The organism is Bradyrhizobium erythrophlei (assembly GCF_900142985.1).
Lineage (GTDB): Bacteria > Pseudomonadota > Alphaproteobacteria > Rhizobiales > Xanthobacteraceae > Bradyrhizobium > Bradyrhizobium erythrophlei_B.
Map to the genome: position 1 here is coordinate 7,384,375 of NZ_LT670849.1, position 23,497 is coordinate 7,407,871.

Annotated in this window: 22 protein-coding genes and 1 pseudogene; 10 read left to right on the forward strand and 13 right to left on the reverse strand. The window is 62.8% G+C overall.

Features of this window, described 5'->3' with window-relative positions:
• Positions 1 to 707: 707 nt before the first annotated feature.
• Positions 708 to 1,679, forward strand: coding sequence for a zinc-dependent alcohol dehydrogenase family protein (locus tag BUA38_RS35535; protein ID WP_072825451.1), 972 nt, complete (start codon positions 708 to 710; stop codon positions 1,677 to 1,679).
• 106 nt (positions 1,680 to 1,785) lie between these two features.
• Here the strand turns inward: BUA38_RS35535 and BUA38_RS38580 are convergent.
• From BUA38_RS38580 to guaA, 5 genes and pseudogenes are all read right to left on the reverse strand, one after another.
• A pseudogene (locus BUA38_RS38580) lies at positions 1,786 to 1,872 on the reverse strand (hypothetical protein); the annotation flags it as partial.
• Between the two features lie 33 nt (positions 1,873 to 1,905).
• Entirely contained in the window at positions 1,906 to 2,199 is a 294-nt protein-coding gene (locus BUA38_RS35545; protein WP_072825453.1) for a BrnA antitoxin family protein, read from the reverse strand.
• Positions 2,186 to 2,446, reverse strand: a complete 261-nt coding sequence (locus BUA38_RS35550) for a BrnT family toxin (RefSeq protein ID WP_156898882.1) — start codon at positions 2,444 to 2,446, stop codon at positions 2,186 to 2,188. The genes BUA38_RS35545 and BUA38_RS35550 overlap by 14 nt, the downstream gene beginning before the upstream one ends.
• A gap of 314 nt (positions 2,447 to 2,760) precedes the next feature.
• Complete coding sequence (locus tag BUA38_RS37395) at positions 2,761 to 3,234, reverse strand: HNH endonuclease (protein ID WP_156898883.1); 474 nt, start codon at positions 3,232 to 3,234, stop codon at positions 2,761 to 2,763.
• 3 nt (positions 3,235 to 3,237) lie between these two features.
• The gene (gene guaA / locus BUA38_RS35560) at positions 3,238 to 4,833 is read right to left on the reverse strand and encodes a glutamine-hydrolyzing GMP synthase (protein ID WP_072825458.1); all 1,596 of its coding nucleotides are present in this window, start codon (positions 4,831 to 4,833) and stop codon (positions 3,238 to 3,240) included.
• A gap of 276 nt (positions 4,834 to 5,109) precedes the next feature.
• Here guaA and BUA38_RS35565 point away from each other — a divergent pair, with 276 nt between their 5' ends.
• Together BUA38_RS35565 and BUA38_RS35570 are read left to right on the forward strand one after the other, a co-directional pair.
• Entirely contained in the window at positions 5,110 to 5,484 is a 375-nt protein-coding gene (locus BUA38_RS35565) for a nuclear transport factor 2 family protein (RefSeq protein ID WP_072825460.1), read from the forward strand.
• A gap of 82 nt (positions 5,485 to 5,566) precedes the next feature.
• Positions 5,567 to 5,770: a hypothetical protein gene (locus tag BUA38_RS35570; protein WP_083587896.1), complete on the forward strand. Its 204-nt coding sequence runs from the start codon at positions 5,567 to 5,569 to the stop codon at positions 5,768 to 5,770.
• 124 nt (positions 5,771 to 5,894) lie between these two features.
• On the opposite strand, the gene BUA38_RS35575 is transcribed toward BUA38_RS35570, so the two are convergent.
• Both BUA38_RS35575 and BUA38_RS35580 read right to left on the reverse strand, forming a co-directional pair.
• On the reverse strand, positions 5,895 to 7,193 hold the full coding sequence (locus tag BUA38_RS35575) for an RsmB/NOP family class I SAM-dependent RNA methyltransferase (protein ID WP_072825462.1): 1,299 nt from the start codon (positions 7,191 to 7,193) through the stop codon (positions 5,895 to 5,897).
• A gap of 30 nt (positions 7,194 to 7,223) precedes the next feature.
• Complete coding sequence (locus tag BUA38_RS35580) at positions 7,224 to 7,646, reverse strand: MAPEG family protein (RefSeq protein ID WP_072825464.1); 423 nt, start codon at positions 7,644 to 7,646, stop codon at positions 7,224 to 7,226.
• A gap of 145 nt (positions 7,647 to 7,791) precedes the next feature.
• On the opposite strand from BUA38_RS35580, the gene BUA38_RS35585 reads away from it, so the two are divergent.
• The 3 genes from BUA38_RS35585 (at position 7,792) to BUA38_RS35595 (ending at position 10,133) form a co-directional block, all read left to right on the forward strand.
• Positions 7,792 to 8,187, forward strand: coding sequence for a hypothetical protein (locus BUA38_RS35585; protein ID WP_072825466.1), 396 nt, complete (start codon positions 7,792 to 7,794; stop codon positions 8,185 to 8,187).
• Positions 8,188 to 8,262: 75 nt separating this feature from the next.
• Positions 8,263 to 9,063: an SDR family NAD(P)-dependent oxidoreductase gene (locus BUA38_RS35590; RefSeq protein WP_072825468.1), complete on the forward strand. Its 801-nt coding sequence runs from the start codon at positions 8,263 to 8,265 to the stop codon at positions 9,061 to 9,063.
• Positions 9,064 to 9,305: 242 nt separating this feature from the next.
• A complete protein-coding gene (locus BUA38_RS35595; RefSeq protein WP_072825470.1) occupies positions 9,306 to 10,133 on the forward strand; it encodes a metallophosphoesterase family protein in 828 nt (275 codons plus the stop codon).
• Between the two features lie 15 nt (positions 10,134 to 10,148).
• Here BUA38_RS35595 and BUA38_RS35600 read toward each other — a convergent pair whose 3' ends face one another.
• The 3 genes from BUA38_RS35600 to BUA38_RS35610 form a co-directional block, all read right to left on the reverse strand.
• Positions 10,149 to 11,543 carry an MFS transporter gene (locus tag BUA38_RS35600; protein WP_072825472.1) on the reverse strand — a complete coding sequence of 465 codons (1,395 nt, stop codon included), beginning with the start codon at positions 11,541 to 11,543 and terminating at the stop codon, positions 10,149 to 10,151.
• A 271-nt stretch (positions 11,544 to 11,814) separates the two neighbouring features.
• A complete protein-coding gene (guaB, locus tag BUA38_RS35605; RefSeq protein WP_072825474.1) occupies positions 11,815 to 13,311 on the reverse strand; it encodes an IMP dehydrogenase in 1,497 nt (498 codons plus the stop codon).
• A 254-nt stretch (positions 13,312 to 13,565) separates the two neighbouring features.
• Positions 13,566 to 13,811, reverse strand: coding sequence for a hypothetical protein (locus BUA38_RS35610; RefSeq protein WP_156898884.1), 246 nt, complete (start codon positions 13,809 to 13,811; stop codon positions 13,566 to 13,568).
• Positions 13,812 to 14,130: 319 nt separating this feature from the next.
• Here BUA38_RS35610 and BUA38_RS35615 point away from each other — a divergent pair, with 319 nt between their 5' ends.
• Positions 14,131 to 15,606, forward strand: coding sequence for an MFS transporter (locus BUA38_RS35615; RefSeq protein WP_072825476.1), 1,476 nt, complete (start codon positions 14,131 to 14,133; stop codon positions 15,604 to 15,606).
• A 90-nt stretch (positions 15,607 to 15,696) separates the two neighbouring features.
• Here the strand turns inward: BUA38_RS35615 and BUA38_RS35620 are convergent, their stop codons facing one another.
• Complete coding sequence (locus tag BUA38_RS35620) at positions 15,697 to 16,380, reverse strand: RlmE family RNA methyltransferase (protein ID WP_072825478.1); 684 nt, start codon at positions 16,378 to 16,380, stop codon at positions 15,697 to 15,699.
• A 17-nt stretch (positions 16,381 to 16,397) separates the two neighbouring features.
• Positions 16,398 to 17,471, reverse strand: a complete 1,074-nt coding sequence (locus BUA38_RS35625; RefSeq protein ID WP_072825480.1) for a Ppx/GppA phosphatase family protein — start codon at positions 17,469 to 17,471, stop codon at positions 16,398 to 16,400.
• A 205-nt stretch (positions 17,472 to 17,676) separates the two neighbouring features.
• Here BUA38_RS35625 and BUA38_RS35630 point away from each other — a divergent pair, with 205 nt between their 5' ends.
• Complete coding sequence (locus tag BUA38_RS35630; RefSeq protein ID WP_072825482.1) at positions 17,677 to 20,052, forward strand: xanthine dehydrogenase family protein molybdopterin-binding subunit; 2,376 nt, start codon at positions 17,677 to 17,679, stop codon at positions 20,050 to 20,052.
• A gap of 159 nt (positions 20,053 to 20,211) precedes the next feature.
• Here BUA38_RS35630 and BUA38_RS35635 read toward each other — a convergent pair whose 3' ends face one another.
• Positions 20,212 to 21,012 carry a MaoC family dehydratase N-terminal domain-containing protein gene (locus BUA38_RS35635; RefSeq protein ID WP_072825484.1) on the reverse strand — a complete coding sequence of 267 codons (801 nt, stop codon included), beginning with the start codon at positions 21,010 to 21,012 and terminating at the stop codon, positions 20,212 to 20,214.
• A gap of 142 nt (positions 21,013 to 21,154) precedes the next feature.
• Here BUA38_RS35635 and BUA38_RS35640 point away from each other — a divergent pair, with 142 nt between their 5' ends.
• Together BUA38_RS35640 and BUA38_RS35645 are read left to right on the forward strand one after the other, a co-directional pair.
• The gene (locus BUA38_RS35640) at positions 21,155 to 21,652 is read left to right on the forward strand and encodes a YaiI/YqxD family protein (RefSeq protein WP_072825486.1); all 498 of its coding nucleotides are present in this window, start codon (positions 21,155 to 21,157) and stop codon (positions 21,650 to 21,652) included.
• 8 nt (positions 21,653 to 21,660) lie between these two features.
• Positions 21,661 to 23,484 carry an ABC-F family ATP-binding cassette domain-containing protein gene (locus tag BUA38_RS35645; RefSeq protein WP_072825488.1) on the forward strand — a complete coding sequence of 608 codons (1,824 nt, stop codon included), beginning with the start codon at positions 21,661 to 21,663 and terminating at the stop codon, positions 23,482 to 23,484.
• The last annotated feature ends 13 nt before the right edge of the window (positions 23,485 to 23,497 follow it).

The window sequence follows — 23,497 nt, forward strand, 5'->3', positions numbered from 1 at the left end:
TCACATTTCAAACAGCCGGATAAGCACGCGCATTCGTTCCCGCGGCGCGGATAGCGCCCGAGTGATGCGTGAACCTTGCCCTTCGAGAAGAGAGGGCGCAGGGAAGACCGGGCGCCGGATGCACCCGCAGCCTCGTATGCAAAAGTGAAAAGCATACGAGTAGTCACCACAGGTTCACCGGATCGATCCGGCCTCCCTGCGCAATGGTTTTAACGGCTTCCCACCGTTGCAGTTGCAGTCGTGAAGATACTGAATAGTGTCTCAAATGGGAGCTGCGGATTGTCTTTGACCTGCTCGCTCCAAATTCGAAGCGTCTTCCAAAGTTCGACGCTCGTGTCAGTTAAATTGCCGGGCTTTATGCTGTGTTTTAGCTGATATTGCGCAATTGGAACGTCCGCGTCTTCAACCGCGATATCATCAAACCGTTCAACGGAAATAGATAAGCCGAGTGATGCCCTTAACCCCGTTGATGATGCGGGTCGCGGTCTCGCCTGGAACGCTTATTCATCCATGATTACCTGGAGCGTTGGAGCCGTGTTCGAGATGCCGATAAATATCTCGCCCGCGAGTTCTCAGGGCGCGCGCGATGGTATCCTGCGATGGAAAGCGATGATTGCCCGGCATTGCGGCGATCGCTCCGGGCTTGACTTTAAAGATTACGTTCGTCATATAAAAAAAGGGGCGGCCGGCGAAAGAAGGAAGCTCCCATGCGTGCCGTTCACCTCACCGCCTTCGGCAATCCGGTCGAGTGTCTCGAATTCGTCCAGATCCCGGAACCCCCGCCGCCAGGCCCCGGCCAAGTCCTGATCGGCGTCGAGTTCTCCCCGATCAATCTCAACGACCTGCTGGTGGTCCGTGGCACCTACCCGCTTCGCCCGAGCCTGCCGAGCATCATTGGCAACGAGGGTGTGGGCCGAATCCTGGCCGTCGGTCCAGGCGTGCAGAATGTCACGGTCGGCGATCGCGTCCTGACCCCGCTCTATGGCTTTGCCTGGGCCGAGCGGATCGTGGTACCGGCGGAAGGGCTGTTCGCATTGCCCGTCGATGTCGATCCGCGGCAACTCGCCATGCTGACCATCAATCCGCCGACCGCTGCGTTGCTGCTGAGTGAGTTCGTCGAACTCGCACCTGGCGACTGGGTCGTCCAAAATGCCGCCAATTCGGGCGTGGGTCGCGCGGTTATCGCCTTTGCCAAAGCGCGTGGCTTCAAGACGATCAATCTGGTCCGTCGACCGGAACTGATCGACGAGTTGAAAGCGCTGGGCGGCGATCTGGTGATCGTGGATACACCGGAAGGTCTGAACCTGGTGAAGGACGCTCTCGGAACGGCCGCCCCTCGCCTCGCGATCGACGGCGTCGGCGGCCCGTCCGCTGCGACCCAGATCAATCTGCTCGGCCGCGACAGTATGCTCGTAGCCTATTCCGCGCTGGGCAAGGCGCCCATTCCGGTTAGCAGCATAGCGCTGATCTTCAAACGGATTACAGTGCGCGGGTTCTTCCTGAGCGACCCGGAGCACGCGGCGAAGATTCGGCCATTCGTGGTCGAGGCAGCCGAATTAGTCCGATCGGGTCGGCTTTATGCCCCGGTGGCCGCGACCTATCCCTTATCGGCCATCAAGGACGCCGTGGCTCACGTCGAACGCGGCGGCAAGGTGCTGCTCGACGTCGGCGCTGGCTGAGCACGGGCTCGGACGGGAGGGAGACCGTCACGTGTTGAGTGCCTAAAGAATAAAATGCGGATTCGACGGGAGCGCGCGAAAGCATGAACTTCGCCGTCGTTTCCTCTCACTCCCACTCGGTCGTGCCGGGCGGTTTTGACGTGACGTCATAGACCACGCGGTTGACGCCCTTCACCTCGTTGATGATGCGGGACAGATCTTAGCGGCCCTTCCCTATCACCGGCGCTCACGAGGCTTTACGCTTGACGGCCTTCTGCAAGGTCTCATCGATCCGCGTCTGCCAGCCATCGCCCTCCTTCTTGAAATACTCGATGACGTTCCTGCTCAGGCGTATCGAGACCAGTTCCTTGGTAGGCGCCTTGTTCGGCCCACGTCCTTTGCGGATCGAAGCGGAAAGGCCTGGGAACACTTCCGAGAACGGTTTGGCTTTGGCGAAGTCGGCCTTGCTGAGTTCAGGACTGTCGCTGACCTCCTTCAAATCCTTAGCGGTAAAACCGCGACGTTTCTTAGAGGCTTTCATGGTATAGGTCCCTTTCGTTCTTGCTAGCGGGACGCATGCTGATAATGCTGATACCTTCGCGGCCGAGACGGACGAACACAACCACAATGACGCCACCCGCATTCACGCCGATAGCGCGCCAGCGCTTTGGCTTGTTTCCTGAAGCTACGAGTGCATTTTCGAAAAATGCTTCGTCGAGATCAGCAAAATCCAACCCGTGCTTTTCCAGGTTGGCGAGGCGCTTCGGCTCGTCCCAAACGATCTTCACGATTTAATTGTAACTACAATTTGGGCGGCCATCAAGTATTTTGTACATACGAAATGGATTGATGAACCCGCTATTTTATCCGGACGATCAAATCCGCGTTTGCTTGTAGCCACATTACTGAGTTTCCAAGCCGCGAAAACAGCATGAGCGTTTCGCCGCATTCGTTCTTTTGTGCATTGCCTATCAGCAAGGTGACGGTCCAATTGGTCCATTGAAATGTTTGGCCCTCAAATAGTGAGCTACCAAGCCAACCATTGTAGAAGCTGTAAGGCGGCACGATGTCGAAGGATAATTTGATTGCGGCCGATGCAAGCCTATTTTGCCATCGATCCAAGCCTCGAACTGCGGGGATTCCAGGACTTGGTTGAATTTTCGATGCTGGTCTTGGCCAATTCCGAAACACCGCAACGCTTCTTCCACTTTTGCAGACTCTCGCCTCCAATATGGCTTTGCGCACGGACCCATTCAAAAAAGATATCGGGAAATGGCGTGTTAGGCTGCAAGTCATGACATTCACGACACATCAGGAAACGATTGGACGGTCCATCGCTGCCTCCAAGCGAGCGGGGGACGATATGACATCTTTGAAGCGGAATTTTCTGCCAGCAACCGAGTATGGTTTTCCAACTCGCATCCGCCGATTTGACGTCGTACTTGGTGCCGTAGTGAAAACCGCAGGCCCAGCAGCTCGGTTCTCCCCAATCGATGAAGATGCCAATATCCCGGAAGCTGTCCTTCCAATAGGAGAATATTTCCGCCCTGGAAGGACCCATATCGATGTAGGGCACCCGCTACTCCCACTCAATCGTTCCCGGCGGCTTTGACGTCACGTCATAGACCACGCGGTTGACGCCCTTGACCTCGTTGATGATGCGGGTCGCGGTTTCCCCTAAGAATTTCATGTCGAACTGGTAGAAGTCGGCGGTCATGCCGTCGGTCGAGGTCACCGCGCGCAGGCCAACGACGTATTCGTAAGTTCTGCCGTCGCCCATCACGCCGACGGTCTTCACCGGCAGCAGCACCGCAAAGGCCTGCCAGATCTTGTCGTACAGCCCGGCTTTGCGGATCTGATCGATATAGACCGCGTCCGCGTTGCGCAGGATGTCGAGTTTTTCCTTCGTGATGTCGCCAGGGCAGCGGATCGCAAGGCCCGGTCCCGGGAACGGATGCCGGCCGACGAAAATATCCGGCAGGCCGAGCTCCTTGCCCAGCACGCGTACCTCGTCCTTGAACAGTTCGCGCAACGGCTCGACCAGCTTCATGTTCATGCGCGCCGGGAGACCACCGACATTGTGGTGGCTCTTGATGGTGACGGAAGGTCCGCCGGTGAACGAGACGCTCTCGATCACGTCGGGATAGAGCGTGCCCTGCGCGAGAAATTCCGCGCCGCCGATCTTTTTGGCCTCGGCCTCGAACACATCGATGAAGAGCCTGCCGATGGTCTTGCGCTTCACTTCCGGGTCGGTGACGCCGTCGAGTTCGCCCAAAAACTGCTTCGAGGCGTCCACGTGAACCAGCGGGATGTTGTAGTGATGCCGGAACAGGTCGACGACGGTCTCGGCTTCCTTCAGGCGCAGCAGCCCGTGATCGACGAACACGCAGGTGAGCTGGTCGCCGATCGCTTCATGGATCAGCACGGCCGCGACCGCGGAGTCGACGCCGCCGGAGAGGCCGCAGATCACCTTGCCGCGGCCGACTGAGCTGCGGATCTTCTCGATCGCTTCCTCGCGGAAGGCGCGCATGGTCCAGTCGCCGGTGAGACCAGCGACCTTGCGCACGAAGTTGCGCAAAAGCTTCGCGCCATCAGGCGTGTGCACCACCTCGGGGTGGAACATCAGACCGTAATATTTGCGCTTCTCGTCCTGGATCACCGCAAACGGCGCATTCGGCGAAACACCGGCAACGGTGAAGCCCGGCGGCATTTTCGTGATGCGGTCGCCATGGCTCATCCACACCTGATGCTTCTCGCCGGCGCCCCAGACCTCGTTGAAGAGCTGGCTTTGGGCTTTCACCTCGACATCGGCGCGGCCGAATTCGCGGTGATGCCCGCCCTCGACCTCGCCACCGAGCTGGGCGGCCATCGTCATCTGGCCATAGCAGATGCCGAGCACCGGCACGCCGGAATCGAAAATCGCCTGCGGCGCGCGCGGCGACCCCCTCTCGTGCACCGATTCCGGTCCGCCGGAGAGGATCACCGCCTTCGGCTGCATCTCGCGGAAAGCGGTTTCCGCCTTCTGGAACGGCACGATTTCGGAATAGACGCCCTCCTCGCGGACGCGGCGGGCAATCAGTTGCGTCACCTGACTGCCGAAATCGACAATCAGAATCTTGTCATGCGCCGCTGCCGGTTCGGGCATCGACTCAGCGGTTTTGGGTGCGGAGGTCATCTGAAGCAAATACGCGACGGGCGACAGCGTCGCAACCCTGCCGAACCGCCTGTCCCCACGGTCTTGTCCGGACGCGGGGCAGCGCTTCGGGCGCTGCTCCGCAGAGCCGGGACCCAGCTTGACCTTAATGGACCCCGGATCAGCAACGCACCTCGCCGCAAAGGCGGCGCGCTGCGCAGCATCCGGGGAACGTCGGCATCGCCCCGAAATGGCGAAGGGGGTAGACAAAGCATATAGGTCAGTAATACTGACCTATATAGACCCAGGGAGGAACCGATGCAGGGCGACGCCGGCAAGGGCGCGGAGGCGAACATAGCCGCACTCGGCCACGAGTGGATCGCGGCCTGGAATGCGCACGATCTCGACCGCGTGCTGGCGCTTTATACCGACGAGTTCGAGATGAGCTCGAAGCACATCGTCGCGTTCGGCTTCGACGCCAGCGGGAAGCTGCGGGGAAAGAGCAAGGTGCGGGAATACTGGGCGTTCGCGCTGGCGCACGTGCCCGATCTGCATTTCGAGCTGATCGATCTCTACACAAGCCCCGACAGCCTGATCGTATTTTACCAGAACGAACGCGGCGGGAAGGTCTGCGAATATCTGCGCTTCGACGCATCGGGCAAGATCGTCCAGGCCTCGGGCAACTATCAGTAGGGCCGCCGCCGCAAAGCCGCCCACGCGCATTCACAGTTTCGCCGCGACTCGACACCAGCCTCGCGCATGGGGAGAAGCCTTAATGCGCCTGCCGGTCTATGACGTCTATCAGATGAAGGTGAGGCATTTGCCCGATGGCGTGAAGTCGGCGTGGCTTCGCACCTTGCCGGGCGAACGGCCCGACCTCGAGCGATGGATGTTCTTTGGACGCGAGCGGCACCCGAGCAAACTGACGGTCAAGCAGATGGATGCCCACGGCATCTCCTACAGCGAAACCTCGATGTAGCCCTCACTCCCCGTCATTCCGGGATGCGCCGTCAGGCGCAGGCCCGGAATCCATCGAGCCACAAAATGCGCGGATAAATGGATTCCGGGTTCGCTCGTCTCACTCGCGCCCCGGAATGACGGCGCTACCCTTTCCGCAACACCGACACGTAGAACCCGTCCGTTCCCGTGCGCCGCGGCGTCATCAAAAGCCCCTCGGCCGATCGCAGCGTGGCGGCGGCAAAGTCGTCGGCCTTGTCCCACAGCGCAGCCGTGACCTCCGCCGGCGGGATAATCGAAAAGCCCGGATGGCGCGCGAGAAATCCGCGGATCTGCTCGCCGTTCTCGGCATCGAGCACCGAGCAGGTCACGTAGACGATGCGGCCACCCGGCTTGACGAGGTGGCTTGCGCGATCGAGCACCTCAGCTTGCGTCTTCAAGCGAACTTCGAGCGCGCCCGGCCGTATCCGCCATTTGGCGTCCGGGTTGCGCCGCCAGGTGCCGGTGCCGCTGCAGGGCGCATCGATCATAACGAGATCGGCTGACGCCTTGATATCGGAGAGAATCTCTCCCTCGCCTTTCGGCGTCCGCACGTCGCAATTGTGCACGCCGGCGCGCGACAGCCGCTCGTGGATCGGTGCGAGCTGGCGCTTGTCGCTGTCGGTCGCAATCAGCCGCCCCTTGCCCTGCATCATCGCGGCCAGCGCCAGCGTCTTGCCGCCGGCACCGGCGCAGAGATCGATCACCTGCTCGCCGGGTTTTGCCGCCGACAACAGCGCCGCCAGTTGCGAGCCCTCGTCCTGAACCTCGATCTGGCCCTTGATGAAGGCTTCCTCGGCCTGGATGCCGGGATTCCTTGCATCAGCCGAGATGTCGATGCGGAGCCCGTTCGGCGACCATTTCGTGGGCGTGGTGCCGAGATGCGCGGTCGAAGCCTGCACCTTCTCGCGCTTGGCTTTCAACGTATTGACCCGCAGGTCGAGCGGCGCGCGGCTCGCCATCGCGGCGGCCTCGAGCACGCGGTTCTCGCCGAAGACCTGCGCCAGATGCGGATCAAGCCATTCCGGATAGTCGCCGGCGATATGCGCGGGCGCGCCGTCCAGCGTGTTCGACGACAGCGCGTTGCGCTCGGCGGCAGAGAGCGGCGATGGCGCAAAGCGGCTGCCGTCGCACAGCGCGGCGATGGCGTCGGCATTGAGCCCGCGCTCGAGCTTCAACATGCCGAGCAGACGCGCACGCGCGCTGTCCTCGCCCATGATCCAGGCGCTCGAGGCGCGCCGGCGCAGCACGTCCCAGACGAGGCCAGCGATCGCGGCGCGGTCGCCGGAACCTGCAAAGCGGTGCGCGGTGCCCCATTCTTTCAGAGCGCCGGCGGCGGGAACACGATTGCTGTCGATGGTCTCGATCAGCTCAATGGCTGCCGAGAGGCGCGCTGCGGGGGTCATTCAAATCTTTCGCTGGGGGTCTGACCTGCGTCAGATGAGAAGCAGGATCCTGAGCGCGAAATAGACCCACATCACCAGGAGCACAAGGGCGCCGACGAGCCAGGCCATCGAGCGCCGGCCGAGGTTGTTGGAACTGACGAAGACGCCGGCATGGATCAGGCGGGTGATCACGAACACCCAGGACAGGACCACGATGATGAGGTCCGCATGGCGGATCGGCAGCGCGATCGCGATCAGCACGTAAAACAGCACCGGAAGCTCGAACTGGTTCCGGTAGCAATTGCCGACCTGGGTGGCGCGTTCAGGCCAGTTTGGCTGCCCCAAAGCGATATCCTTGATCCTGGTCTCCCGGCTCACCAGCGCGGAACGACGGGCACCGACCATGCCGATCAACAGCGCAAAGGTGAGCCCGATCATCACGAAGACCGGCAGCAGAACCGATTGAACCGACATCGCTATCCCCCCAAACACCGGACGGTGTGTCCCCGCTATAGCGGTGCCCCGCCAACCTGACAATAAATCGGAACCGAACCAATGAACCCGGCGTTTGGCCGAGGCGACCAACGGTCAGTCTCCTTCACCGATCCGAGAGGCTACGATGAACCCCGAATCGCTCCACAACGCCATCACCACAGCGACAAGCCTGCTTTCAGGCATAGCGGGGATCTGGCCCGATTTCGGCGCCGATGACGGCAGCACCCTGGTAATGCCGGCGCTGGCCGGGATCGCGGCCGCGACGACGGTGGCGCTGACTGTCACCATCTACTTCCAGACCGGCTATCGCAGCTACCGCGACATGATCCGCCATGGCCTCGTGGCCGCGATCGCACTGGCGCTGCTCGCCTTCGCGATCTTCGACATGCGCAATGCGGCGATTGCCCATCTCGCCGCGCGGACGGCCGAACCGGCCCAATTCGAATTGCAGTGGAAGCAGACGACCGACCGTGCCAGGGCGCTCGCCGCCGAGATGGATGGCCACGCACACCGGGGCTGAGCCACCGAAATAGCCCAATCCTCGCGCTTCCGATAAACTCCCGGAAACAATCAATTCTCGCGGGAGTGAAACGACATGCGGCTGAAAGATCGGATCGCCATCGTAGTTGGAGCGGGCCAGAGCCCTGGCGAAGGCATGGGTAACGGGCGAGCGACCGCGATCACCTTTGCACGCGAAGGCGCATCGGTTTTGTGCGTCGACCGTAACCTCGCCTCCGCCCAGGAAACCGTCGGCCTGATCGAAGCAAGAGGCGGCAAAGCTGCGGCCTTCGAGGCCGACGTTACGAAAGAGCGCGACCTCAAAGCGATGGTGGAGGAAGCCCCAAGGCGCTGGGGCCGGCTCGACATCCTCCACAACAATGTCGGCGTCAGCCTCGCCGGCGGCGATTCCGAATTGCTTCAGCTGAAGGAAGAAGCGATCGACAACTGCGTCGCAATCAATCTCAAGAGCTGCATCCTGGCCGCGAAATACGCGATCCCGATCATGCGGAACCAAAAGAGCGGCGCGATCATCAACATCTCCTCGATGGCGGCTATCACCGTCTATCCCTACGTCGCCTACAAGGCGACCAAGGCGGCGATGATCGCCTTCACCGAACAGCTCGCCTACCAGAATGCCGAATACGGCATCCGCGCCAACGTGATCCTGCCGGGGCTGATGGACACGCCGATGGCGGTCGATACCCGCGCCAAGGCCTTCGGTAAAAGCCGCGCGGAAGTCGCCGCCGCGCGCGACGCCCAGGTGCCGCTGCGCCACAAGATGGGCACCGCCTGGGACGTCGCCAATGCCGCGCTGTTTCTGGCGTCCGATGAAGCCTCTTTCATCACCGGCGTGACACTGCCGGTCGATGGCGGCGCCAGCGTGCAGCGGGGGTAGTGGAGTGGATTTGACATTCGCTACCCGCCTAGCCGCGAACTCGCCAAGCGAATGTCAAATCCTAAGCTCCACTAGAAACCTATATTTGCTAGTGGTCCTTTGATTCTAACATTCGCAAAAGTGCCTGCTGAGAAGGGATGCGAATGTTAGAATCGGACCACTAGTTCCGTCGCGCCGCCAACCAAACTGACAAAGAGCCGCGCTACACTCCGTGGGATCATCCGACCGAGGATATGTCCCAAATGGCCGAGTTTCGTCTGACCCAGATTTCGGATACCCACCTCACCCGCAATTTCACCAAACTGACCGAGAATTTTCGCAGCGTCAGCGAACACATCGACGCCAGCCGTCCCGATCTCGTCGTCAACACCGGCGATGTGTCATGGGATGGCCCGACGAGCCGCGCTGATCTCGAATTCGCCAGGGAACTACACGCCGCGCTGCCGGTCGATTGCCGCTATTTGCCCGGCAACCACGACATCGGCGACAACCCGACCGCCTTCGGCGCTGGATCGCCGTGTCCTGCGACGGAGGAACTCCGCGACACCTTTGTTTCGGTGTTCAGCGAAGATCGCTGGCAATTCGAGGCCGCGAACTGGCGTTTCATCGGGTTGAACTCGGTGATCATGAATACGGGAATTCCGAGCGAACTCGAACAGGAAGAGTGGCTGACGGCCCAGCTCGAGGGCGCGCGGGGAAAACCGATCGCGCTGTTTCTGCATAAGCCGCTATTCCTGAACACGCCGGGCGATCCCGAGGAGGCCGCGACCGCAATCCGCTTTGTTCCCCAACCGGACCGCGCGCGATTGGTCACATTGCTCGGCGCATATAACGTCCGGCTTGTCGCAAGCGGGCACGTGCATCAGCGCCGCGACTTCACCTACGCGCAAACGCGGCACATCTGGGCGCCGTCGGTCGGATTCATCGTCCCGGATCACCGGCAGGACGTGATCGGCGTCAAGGAGACCGGGCTCGTCGAGTACCGGTTTCGCCCGGAGAGTTTCGAGGTCCGGCACGTTCGCGCAGCAGGTCAGATCAATATCAGCCTGGGCGAACTCATCCCCAGTTGACGCCGCGGCCCCTTCTCAGGGCTTAGGCGACTGAACGGTGAGCCGCAGAAAGCTCATGACGCTGCCGACGGCGGCAAATCCCGCACCCAGCGCCAGCGCCACGGTCGCGCCCTCACGCCCGGCCAACGCAAAACATAATGCGGCAAGGGCTGCGCCCGTCGTCTGTCCGGTCAGGCGCGCGGTCGCGACAATGCCGCTGGCGCCGCCGCTTCGGCCGGGCGGCGCGCTCGACATGATCGCGCGCAGGTTCGGCGTCTGGAAGAAGCCGAAGCCGACCCCGCAGATCGCCATGCGCCAGACGATGTTGAGGATGCCCGGCGAAGGCGGCAACGTTGCCAGCAGCATCATGCCGATCCCGAGCAGGACGAGGCCGATGCCGCCGAGCAGGCCCACCGGATAACGGTCGCTCAAGCGGCCGGCGACGGGTGCCATGATCGCCACCACCAGCGGCCACGGCGTCATGAAGAAGCCGGTCTCGACCTGCGTCCGCAGCAGAATGTCCTCGAAATAAAACGGCAGTGAAACGAAGGCGAGGCCCTGGATCGCAAACGAACACACCGACGTCGCCGCCGAAAGCGCAAACATCGGCCGGCGAAACAGATCGATCGGCAGCATTGGCGCCGGATGATCGGCTTGCCGGCGGATCACCGCCAGACCGAGCACGATTCCGACGACAAGTTCGGCCGCAACCACGCCCGTCGCAGCCTTGTGCGCCGCGCTGCCGATGCCGAGAACCACAAGGCCGACGCACATCGCCGCCAGCAACGCGCCGAGAAAATCGAAGCCGTGTCCGGCGCGCGGCGTCGCCGGCAGCGTCCGCATGCCGATCGCGATCGCCAGGATTCCGAAGGGAATATTGACCGCAAACAGCCACGGCCAGGGCTCGAAGGCGAGAATGGCGGACGCCACCGTCGGCCCCAGCGTGAAGGCGGTGCCGACCACCATCGCGTTGTAGCCGAAACCGCGGCCGAGCATCCGGTTCGGATAGGCAAACCGGATCAGCGCCGAATTCACAGCCATGAGGCCGCTGGCGCCGAGGCCTTGCAACGCGCGCGCAATCAACAGCGTTTCCAGCGACCAGGCGCAGGCGCATCCGAGCGAGGCAATCGTGAACAGCAAGAGACCGCCGAGATAAATCCGCTTGTAACCGACGATCTCGCCAAGCGCGCCGAGCGGCAGCAGCGTGGCCACCAGCGCGATCTGATAGACGTTGACGACCCAGACGACGTCCGCCGGGCTGACCTTCAGGTCAGCGGCGATCGACGGCAGCGCGATGTTGGCAATCGCGGTGTCGAGCGAGGCCAATCCCACCGCGAGCGAAATCGCAACGACCGCCCAGATCCGGCGTTCGGGCGGCAAGCCGTCGCTGACGGGTGGCGATGACGCGCTGGTTTGCGATCGATCCAACATCCGGCCGAATTCTTAGTCGCGGACAAAAGCGCCCGCATCCCGGCTGGATGTACACTGGATGGTCCGCCCACCCCATACGCCATGTTGCATGATGCGTATGCAAGCGTGTCCCGGACGCGGTGCGGCGCCAAGAGCGCGTTTACGCGCGTCTTACACGCACTACGGCGACGCTCCGCAGAGCCGGGACCCAGCCAGTTGGAATGTGGACCCCGGATCAGCGACGCAACGCTTCGCTTCCGCTGCGCATTGCGCCGCGTCCGGGGAATGAGACTTACGCCCCGCCCGGATAATTCGGCGCCTCGCGCGTGATCGTCACGTCGTGGACATGGCTTTCGCGCAAGCCCGCGCCGGTGATGCGGACGAACTGTGCCTTCTGGTGGAATTCGCCGATGTCGCGCGCACCGACATAACCCATCGCGGCGCGCAGGCCGCCGGCGAGCTGATGCATGACATTGGCGACCGGTCCCTTGTAAGGCACCTGGCCCTCGATGCCCTCGGGCACCAGCTTCAGCGTGTCCTTGATGTCCTGCTGGAAGTAGCGGTCCGCCGAGCCGCGGGCCATCGCACCGACCGAGCCCATACCGCGATAGGCTTTGTAGGAGCGGCCCTGCCACAGGAACACTTCGCCCGGCGTCTCGTCGGTGCCGGCCAACAGCGAACCGACCATGGCAATGTCGGCGCCCGCAGCAAGCGCTTTCGCCAGATCACCGGAGAACTTGATGCCGCCGTCGGCAATGACAGGCACGTCGGCCTTTTTCGCGGCTTCCACCGCGTCCATGATCGCGGTGAGCTGCGGCACACCGACACCGGCGACGATGCGCGTGGTGCAGATCGAGCCCGGACCGATGCCGACCTTGATCGAGTCGGCGCCCGCATCGATCAGCGCCTGCGCGCCTTCCCTGGTGGCGATATTGCCCGCGATCACCTGAACCGCATTCGACAGCCGCTTGATCCGGCTGACCGATTCGAGCACCCGCGCGGAGTGACCATGCGCGGTATCGACCACGATCAGATCAACGCCGGCATCGATCAACCGCTCGGTGCGTTCGAAACCGCCCTCGCCGACGGTCGTCGCCGCCGCCACGCGCAGGCGGCCCTGTGCGTCCTTGCAGGCGAGCGGATGCGCAACCGCCTTTTCCATGTCCTTCACGGTGATCAGGCCGACGCAGCGATATTGATCGTCGACGACCAGCAGCTTTTCGATGCGGTGCTGGTGCAGCATCCGCTTGGCTTCGTCCTGGCTGACGCCCTCGCGCACGGTCACGAGGTTCTCGTGCGTCATCAGTTCGGAAATCTTCTGCCTCGGATCGGTCGCGAAACGCACGTCGCGGTTGGTGAGAATGCCGACGAGTTTTCCCGGGCGTCCGTCACCGCCGCCGGTGACGACGGGAATGCCGGAAAAACCGTGCGCGCTCATCAGCGCCTGCGCATCCGAAAGCATCGCGTCGGGGCCGATGGTGAGCGGATTGACCACCATTCCGGATTCATACTTCTTGACCTGGCGGACCTGCGCCGCCTGCGCCTCGGGATCGAAATTGCGGTGGAGGACGCCAATGCCGCCCGCCTGCGCCATCGCAATCGCCATGCGCGCTTCGGTGACGGTGTCCATGGCGGATGCCATGATCGGAATGTTGAGCGGGATCGAGCGGGTCACGCGGGAGCGGATATCGGCGTCGGAGGGCAGGATGTCGGAAAGGCCAGGCTTGAGCAGCACGTCGTCGAACGTGAAGGCTTCGCTGATGGCCTGAATTCCCTGCGGCTGCGCCATTACCAACTCCATCCGGCGGCCCTTTGGCCGCGTAAAATTGAAATGAGCCAAATCGCCGGCGAAGCGGACTTCGTCGTCGAATCAGGCCCATTAAGTAGGGTTGGCGGTGGTCGATAGCACGCCACCGTGACGAATCAAAGGGGACAATCCGGCTTTAGGCGGCCGTCCCACAAGCATTGGCGTCACGGGCATGAAAAAGCCGCGGACGCGTCCATGACGCAGCCCGCGGCTTCATATCTGGTTATTAGGCGAGTTTATTCAGCGTTTTTCTGAGCGGTGCGAACGCGCGATCCGCCGTCAAGGCAACGACGCGCGGCTTCGATTTCCGCATCGGTTGCACCCTTGCTGCGGGCATAGGCTTCCGCCATCGACGCGCTGTATTTGGCGACGTAATAACGGACAACGGAGCACGACGCGCGATGAAGAATGCCTTCAGCGGAAGCACTGACAGGAGCGAGACCGAAAACGATCGCGACAACAAAAAGCAAACGGAGCCCCATTCCGGGTTTTCCTTCTCTCTAAAAAATTTGGACAGGGAAATGAGCACCACGGCTCGGCTGTCATCTAGCTCTCACAATGTGCACCGCAGCGCAACCCCATATCAATCATGTTGCGCAGATTAGCTATGCACACGTGGGCGCGTTAAGGTTTCCGCACAATCTCGCCACAAATAAAGCACGCACTCACCTCGCAACATGTTGCGAGAAACCCTTGAAAATAAAGGCTATCTGATGGTGAATCCGCAAGCCTCGCACCATTCACCATGCCACAAATGCGGCAGTCGCCTCTCGAGTTCCCCGCTCATCACAAAAAATCACAATGGATAAACAGCGTCTCATTCCGCTCATCGTGGCCACTGCTCTGTTCATGGAGAACATGGATTCGACCGTTATTGCGACCTCGCTGCCGGCCATCGCAGGCGATATCGGCACGTCACCGCTGACGCTCAAGCTCGCGATCACCTCTTATCTTCTCTCGCTCGCTGTCTTCATCCCGGCGAGCGGATGGACCGCCGACCGCTTCGGCGCACGATTGGTGTTTTCGGCCGCGATCGCGGTCTTCATGGCGGGCTCGATCGGCTGCGCGCTGTCGGGATCGGTGACGGACTTCGTGATCGCGCGCACGCTGCAGGGCATCGGCGGCGCGATGATGACGCCGGTCGGCCGCCTCGTATTGTTGCGCACGATCGACAAGAGCGCGCTGGTGAACGCCATGGCCTGGGTCACCGTGCCGGCGCTGGTCGGCCCCGTGATCGGGCCGCCGCTCGGCGGCTTCATCACCACCTACTTTTCCTGGCACTGGATCTTCCTGATCAATATCCCGATCGGCCTGCTCGGCATCTTCATGGCCCAGCGCTTCATCGACCCGATTCGAAGCGAAAACCCCGAACGGTTCGATCTCACCGGCATGATGCTGGCCGGCATCGGGTTGGCCGGCATCGCCTTCGGCCTTTCGGTCGCCGGCCTCAATCTCCTGCCCTGGAGCGTGGTCGCCTCGCTCGTCGCCATCGGTTCGATCTCGATGACGCTCTATGTCATCCACGCCCGGCGCACCGCTTCGCCCGTGCTCGACTTCGGACTGCTTCGGTTGCCGACGATGCGCGCCAGCATTCTCGGCGGGTTTCTGTTCCGGCTCGGCATCGGCTCGATGCCGTTCCTGCTGCCGCTGTTGATGCAGATCGGCTTCGGCCTGTCGCCGTTCTCTTCCGGGCTTGTCACCTTCGGCACCGCCGCCGGCGCCATGGGCATGAAGACGCTGGCCGCGCGCATCATCCGCACCTTCGGCTTCCGCAACCTGATGACGATCAATGCCGTCATCAGTTCGGTCTTCCTCGGCGCCTGCGCACTGTTCACGGTCACGACGCCATTGCTGCTGATCGTGATCATCCTCGTGGTCGGCGGTTTCTTCCGCTCGCTGGAATTCACCGCGATCAACACGGTGGCCTATGCCGAGGTCGAGCCGCCGCAGATGAGCCGCGCCACCACGCTCGTGAGCGTCAACCAGCAACTGGCGGTTTCGGCCGGCGTCGCGGTCGGCGCCTTCTGCGTCGAGACCACGCTATGGGCGCGTCACATGACCGAACTCACCGCCGACGCGTTCGCGCCTGCCTTCGTCGTGGTGAGCGTGATCTCGATGGTGTCGGCGTTCTTGTTCTGGCGGATGCCCGACGATGCCGGCCACGAAATATCCGGCCGCAAGGCGGTCGAGATTTCGAGCCGCAAGGGCGCAGCGATCGCCGCAACCAAGGTCGCAAGCGAGAGCACGCAGGACGCGCGGGATCAAAGGTTGGGGTAGTTGTGAGCCGTCATTACGAGCGAAGCGAAGCAATCCAGAGAAGTAAAGGAGCTGGATTGCGTCGTCGCTAACGCTCCTCGCAATGACGAATTACGCTTGGCTACCCCGAAACCCCGTCGCCAGCACATAACGCTCGGACGAATCCTGCCGGCTCGCGGCCGGCTTCACATGGCGAACGCTGGCATAGTCGCGTTTCAACTGAACCATCAGTTCGGCATCGGCGCCGCTCTGAAAGGCTTTCGCGAGAAACGTGCCGCCCGGCTTCAACACCTCGGCGGCAAAAGCCGCCGCCGTCTCCAATAGCCCCACCATGCGCAACTGGTCGGTCTTGCGATGGCCCGTGGTGTTGGCGGCCATGTCCGACATCACGATGTCGGCGCGGCCTTCCATCATCGCGATCAGGCGCTTTGGCGCATCGGGGCTAAGAAAATCGAGCTGTGCGAACGCGACGCCGGCGATCTCGGGCATCTCCAGGAGATCGATCGCGACCACCCGGCCCTTGCCGTTGGCAAGGCCGATCCGCTTGGCGGCGACCTGGCTCCAGCCGCCGGGCGCCGCGCCGAGATCGACCACCGTCATGCCGGACTTGAGCACATGATATTTGTCATCGATCTCGGTGAGCTTGAAAGCCGCGCGCGAACGAAAGCCCTCGCGTTTGGCCCGCGCGACATAGGGATCGTTGAGCTGGCGTTCCAGCCACAGTTTTGAGGACAGCTTGCGCTTGCCGCCGCTCTTGACGGTGACATGCAGCCGTCCAGTCGTATCCTTGGCCATGTTGTGATGCCTGACGGTTATCGGCTGCCGCTCAGTGCGCCGTCTTCGCGCATCATCTCCACCAGCATGCCCTCGCGCAAACCGCGGTCGGCGACGCGCAGCCGCGGCAGCGGGAAGGCGTTGCGGATCGCATCGAGAATGGCGCAGCCGGCGAGCACGAGATCGGCGCGCTCGACGCTGATGCACTGGTTGGCGGCGCGCTCCCTGTAGCTCATGCGCAAGAGCCGCGCGATGGTCGTGGTGATTTCCGCATCGTTCATCCAGATGCCGTCGACCCGGCGGCGGTCGTAACGATGCAGGTTGAGATGGATGCCGGCGAGCGTGGTCACCGTGCCGGAGGTGCCGAGCAGATGCATCCTGTCGAGATCGCGGCTGTGTTCGGCCGCGAACGGCTCGACGTGCTTGGCGACTTCGGCGGTCATCGCGGCATAGGACTGCGGAGTGACGTCGCGGCCGCCGAAATGCTCGGCGAGCGTGACCACGCCAAGCGGGATCGACATCCAGGCCTTGATGCGCGGTGTCGCCTCCGTTCCTTGCGGATCGCGCTCGATCCGGACCAGTTCGGTGGAACCGCCGCCGATATCGAACAGGATGGCGCCGCGGCCGTGCGGATCGACCAGCGGCGAGCAGCCGATGACCGCGAGTGCCGCCTCGGTCTCGCGGTCGATGACTTCAAGGCGGATGCCGGTCTCGGCGGCGACACGATTGCGAAAGCCTTCGGCGTTCGAGGCGGCGCGGCAGGCTTCGGTTGCGATCAGCCGCAGGCGCCGCGCCTTGCGCGATTTGATCTTGTCGCGGCAAACGCTCAAAGCGGCGATCGCGCGTTCGGTTGCCGCCTCGCTGATGCAGCCGGTGGCCGAAATGCCTTCGCCGAGGCGAACGATCCGCGAAAACGAATCGACCACCCGGAAGCCGCCTTCGGTGGGGCACGCGATCAGCAGGCGACAATTATTGGTGCCGAGATCCAGCGCGGCATAGACCTCGGCGCTGGGAACCAACTTCGCCTCCGCGGCATCCGCCGCGACCGGTATTATCGAGCCTCCGCGCGACGCCGACGCGGCGTCGTCGCGAGCCCGCGTATCGTCCTTCATTCAATGTCTTTCCCCGGGCTTTCGACCGCCCGACGAGGAATTTCTGTTTCGACGGCGACTCTAGCAGTGACGGGGCGAGTGGCAAGGGCGGTGCAGCAACTGACAGGCGACCATGCCCAATCAGACATTGTGGCCGGGGATACCGTGGTCTATCTGGGATAGAACGGCAAAACCTCCAAAAAACGGGCGATTTCGGGAAATTTCGATGCAAGATCACACGTCCCCCACCTCCCTGGAAAACGCTATCGCACTGCAAAAATTCGGTGTCGGCCAGCCGGTCCGCCGGAAGGAGGACGACACGCTGGTCCGGGGCAAGGGCAAATATACCGACGATTTCCAGCTTCCCCGGCAGGTCTATGCCTGGATCGTCCGGTCCAGCCACGCCCACGGCACGATCCGGGGCATCGATACCTCGGCCGCCAAGACCATGCCCGGCGTGCTCGGGGTGTGGACCGGCGCCGATCTGGTGGCAGCCGGGTATGGCCCCTTCACCTGCGCGCTGCCGCTGAAGAGCCGCGACGGCACACCGCTGCACCAGACCAACCGCACCGCCCTGATGACCGACAAGGTGCGCTATGTCGGCGACGCGATCGCCTTCGTGGTTGCCGAGACGCTGGTGCAGGCCCGCGACGCCGCCGAGGCCGTGGAAGTCGACATCGATCCCCTGCCCTCGGTCACCGACCCCGAGGAAGCGGCGCAACCCGGCGCGCCGCAGCTTTACGATCACATCCCCAACAATGTCGCGCTCGACTACCACTTCGGCGACGCCCAGAAGGTGGAAGAGGCGTTCAAGCGCGCCGCGCACATCACCAGGCTCGACATTCTGAACAACCGCGTGGCGGTGGTGGCGATGGAGCCGCGCGCGGCACTCGCCTCCTACGACAAGGCGACCGAGCGTTTTACGATTCAGGTGCCGACGCAGGGCGTCGCCGCCAACCGCGTCAATCTCGCCAAGAACGTTCTGAAAGTGCCGAACGACAAGGTGCATCTGCTGACCGCGAATGTCGGCGGTTCGTTCGGCATGAAGAACACCAGCTATCCCGAATATGTCTGCATCCTGCACGCGGCGAAGGCTCTGGGACGGCCGGTGAAGTGGACCGACGAACGCTCGACCAGCTTCCTGTCGGACAGCCACGGCCGCGCACAGAAAATCCATTGCGAGCTCGCGCTCGATGCCGACGGCAAATTCCTGGCGGTGAAGGTTTCCGGTTATGGCAACCTAGGCTCCTACATCACCGGTGTCGCGCCGCAACCGTTGTCGCTGAACATCGGCAAGAACCTTTCCAGCGTCTACCAGACGCCGCTGATGACCATCGATATCAAGACGGTGCTGACCAATACCTCGCACATGGGCGCCTATCGCGGCGCCGGACGGCCCGAGGCCAACTATTTCATGGAGCGGCTGATCGATCGCGCCGCCGACGAGATGGGCATCAATCGCCTGACCCTGCGCAAGCGCAACTTCATCAAGACGTCGCAGATCCCGTTCAACGCCTCGTCCGGCATGGTCTATGACAGCGGCGATTTCCAGGGCGTGTTCAACAAGGCGCTCGAGATTTCCGATCACGCCAATTTCGCCAAACGCAAGAAAGAAAGCCGCAAGCGCGGCAAGCTTCGCGGCATCGCCGTCGGCTCCTATCTCGAAGTCACCGCGCCCCCCAGCGTCGAGCTCGGCAGGATCGTGTTCGAGAACGACGGCTCGGTGAAGATCATTACCGGCACGCTCGACTACGGCCAGGGCCACGCGAGCGCCTTCGCGCAAGTGCTGTCGGACCAGCTCGGCGTTCCCTTCGACCGCATCAAACTCGAACAGGGCGACAGCGACCTCGTGCATACCGGCAACGGCACCGGCGGCTCGCGCTCGATTACGGCCAGTGGCATGGCGATCGTCGAAGCGTCCAGGCTTGTCATCGAAAAAGGCAAGCGCGCCGCTGCGCACCTGATGGAAGCCGCCGAAGCCGACATCGAATTTGCCGACGGCCAGTTCACCATCGCCGGCACCGACCGATCGATCGACATCATGGAGCTGTCGCAGCGCCTGCGCGACGGCAAGATGCCGGAAGACGTGCCCTCCTCGCTGGACGTCGACCACACGTCTGGGCCGGTGCCCTCCACCTTCCCCAATGGCTGCCACGTCGCCGAAGTCGAGGTCGATCCGGACACCGGCATCGTCGAGATCGTGCGCTATACCGGCGTCAACGATTTCGGCACCGTCGTCAATCCGATGCTGGTCGCCGGTCAGTTGCACGGCGGCGTCGCGCAGGGCATCGGACAGGCGTTCATGGAGCACGTCAGCTACGACGGCAACGGCCAGCCGATCACCGGCTCGTTCATGGATTATGCGCTGCCGCGCGCCGAGGACATTCCCTTGATGCAGATCGGCGATCATCCGTCGCCGGCCACGTCCAATCCGCTGGGCACCAAGGGCTGTGGCGAAGCCGGCTGCGCCGGCTCGCTCTCGACCCTGATCAACGCGGTGCTGGATGCGCTGTCGGAACTTGGCATCACTGCGATCGATATGCCGCTGACGCCCGAGCGGGTCTGGCGCGCGATCCATGATGCCAAGGCGAAGGTGGCGTAAGCGTTTACTCGCGATTATCGCGGCTCGTTCCCCGGATGCTGCGCAGCGCGGCGCTCAAGCGGCGTGGTGCGCTGCTGATCCGGGGTCCATAAATCTGTGGCTTGGGTCCCGGTTCTGCGGAGCAGCGTTGCACGCTGCGCCGCGTCCGGGACACGAAGACTACGCCGCCGCCTGCTCGCGCGGCTGATAGATCGCCACATGCCGGCAATGGGCGAGCGGCGTCGTGTCGTTGCCGACGACCAGCGCATCGAGTTCGACGAAGCGATGGCCCTTCTTCTCATAGACGTCGGTAACTTTCGCGCGTGCGGTCAGTTCGTCGCCGCGGCGTGCGGCGGCTAGCAACTGCATCTGGCTGCCGACGTGAATCCACGGGCCCAAGATCGCGTTGTCGACCAGCACCTTGTTCATCACCCGCTGCAACAGGCCGGGATGACCGAGGCCTTCGCGAACGTAAATGCCATCGCACTCCCGCACGTCGTCGAGATATTCGTCCGCCGCGTCGCCTGCCCAGGTACGCGGCATCGAGCCGAGCCATTGGCCGAGGCGGTAAGAAGCCGGGCTGACCGGCAGGCGCTCGGCAACCGGCGCGGTGGCCGGATAGTCGCGAAGCGAGAAGGAAGGCACGCCTGAAGGAAGCGAAGCGGTTCCGGTGGCGCAAAGCTCGCCACGGCTCTCGACCTCGATCGAAATCACTCCGTCTGTCTCATGGCCCCTGATCTCGGTGATCTCGCCGTCATAGACCGGTTTGACGAAGCGCGCCTCGATCAGGCCACGGTCGAGAAAGGCACGGCCCCATCTCGCGACCGGCACATGCATCATGTAGGCCATGACATCGACACCGGGCACCAGACCGCCGCTGAAGCCGAACCGGCGCGCCACAGAGTCGTCATGCATCTTGTTTTCGGACTGTTTGGCGGTGTTGTAGGCCTCGACGCGGTAGGTTTCGATCAGGCCTGTCATCGTCCCGTCCCTGTTTGTCCATGATTTCGCGTCCGATGGTACGCCAAGGGAATGCCGTGGCAAGGGTCGCATTTTGGTGACCGATGGGGTACCACGCGCAATCGCAAATGCCCGGAGCGGTTCCTATCTATTCGATGGATCGATGACAGCGCCCTCAAATCCGACCCGTATCTATGTCGATGCCGACGCCTGCCCGGTAAAGGACGATATTTACCGGGTCGCGGCGCGGCACGCTCTCCCCGTGAGCGTGGTTGCAGGCCAGTTCATCCGGGTGCCGGCGGATCCGATGATCGAGCGGATTGCGGCGGGCTCCGCCATGGATGCCGCCGACGACTGGATTGCGGAGCGAGCCGGCCCCGGCGACATCGTGATCACCTCAGATATTCCGTTGGCGAGCCGCTGCGTGAAATCGGGCGCGGAGGTGATCGCGCCCAACGGCAAGCCGTTCACGGAGCAATCGATCGGGATGACGCTTGCGGTGCGCAATCTCATGACCGATCTGCGCTCGTCGGGCGAAGTCACCGGCGGCCCGCGGGGCTTCTCGCCGCGTGATCGCTCGGCCTTTCTGTCGGCGCTGGATCAAGCCATTCGCCGCATCCAGCGCCGGCGCGCTGATGCGCCCGCATCTTCGCAAGGCTGAACCGAACGATGGCGCCGCCGCTGATCCAGCTCAAAGACATCCGCCTTGCCTTTGGCGGCACGCCATTGCTGGCGGGCGTCGAACTGTCGGTATCGGCGGAAGAGCGCGTATGCCTGATCGGCCGCAACGGCTCCGGCAAGTCGACGCTCCTGAAGATTGCGGCCGGCCTTGTCGAGCCCGACCAGGGCAGCCGCTTCGTTCAGCCCGGCGCGACCATTCGCTATCTGCCGCAGGAGCCGGATTTTTCGGGCCACGCCTCCACGCTCGCTTATGTCGAGGCGGGATTGGGTCCCGGCGACGACCGTTACCCCGCGCGCTATGTGCTGGAGCAGCTCGGCCTTCACGGCGACGAAGACCCCGCAAACCTTTCCGGCGGCGAAGCGCGCCGCGCGGCGCTCGCCCGCGTGCTGGCGCCCTCGCCCGACATCCTGCTGCTCGACGAGCCGACCAACCATCTCGATCTCACCACCATCGAGTGGCTGGAAAGCGAGCTTGACGGCCGGCGCAGCGCGCTCGTCATGATCAGCCACGACCGCCGCTTTCTTTCCAACCTGTCGCGTTCAACCGCCTGGCTCGACCGCGGCAGAATCAAACAGATCGATCGCGGCTTTGCGGCTTTCGAGTCCTGGCGTGACGAGGTGCTGGCCGAGGAAGAGCGCGAGCAGCACAAGCTGGACCGCAGAATCGTCGACGAGGAGCATTGGTTGCGTTATGGCGTCTCCGGGCGCCGCAAACGCAACGTCAAGCGGCTCGGCAATCTGCACGCCTTGCGGCAGCAACGACGCGATTACCGCGGCACCGCCGGCAACGCCAATCTCGCCGCAGCAGAATCGGAAAAATCCGGGCGGCTGGTCATCGAGGCCAAGAACATCAGCCGCACCTATGGCGAGCGCAAGATCGTCGACAACTTCTCGATCCGCATCCAGCGTGGCGATCGCGTCGGTATCGTCGGTCCCAACGGCGCCGGCAAGACGACCCTGATCGAAATGCTGACCGGCGCCAATCCGCCGGACAGCGGCAGCATCCGGTTCGGCGCCAATATCGAGATGGCGACGCTGGACCAGCATCGCGAAAGCCTCGATCCGAAATCGACGCTCGCCGAAGCGCTGACCGGCGGCCGCGGCGACCACGTCATGGTCGGCGGCAAGCCGAAGCACGTCATCGGCTACATGAAAGACTTCCTGTTCGGCGAAGAGCAGCGGCGTACGCCGCTGGAAGCGCTGTCCGGCGGCGAGCGTGGCCGGCTGATGCTGGCGCGCGCATTGGCAAAACCCTCGAACCTGCTGGTGCTCGACGAGCCGACCAACGATCTGGATCTGGAGACGCTGGACGTGCTCGAGGAGATGCTTGGCGACTATGAGGGCACGGTGATCCTGATCAGCCATGATCGCGACTTCCTCGACCGCGTCGTCACATCCGTGATCGTGCCCGAAGGCCAGGGGCGCTGGATCGAATATGCCGGCGGTTATACCGACATGCTGGCGCAGCGCGGCGCGGACCTGAAGCGCGAGGCGACGAAGTCGCCCACGGCTGCCGAGAAGAAAGAAGGGGAGACAGAAACCAGAGTCGCCCCGCCATCAGCCGCGTCAAAGCGCCGGCTCTCGTTCAACGAGAAGCATGCGCTGGAAACGCTCCCGAAAACGATTGCAAAATTGCAGGCCGAGATCGAAAAACAGCGCCTCGCGCTTGACGATCCCGATCTCTATGCCAAGGATCGCAAGAAATTCGACCAGGCCTCCGCGGCCATGACCAAGGCGCAGGAAGAATTGCAGGCGGCCGAGGACAAGTGGCTGGAACTTGAAGTGTTACGCGAAGAAATAGAACAAGCCTGAACAAAAAGAGAAA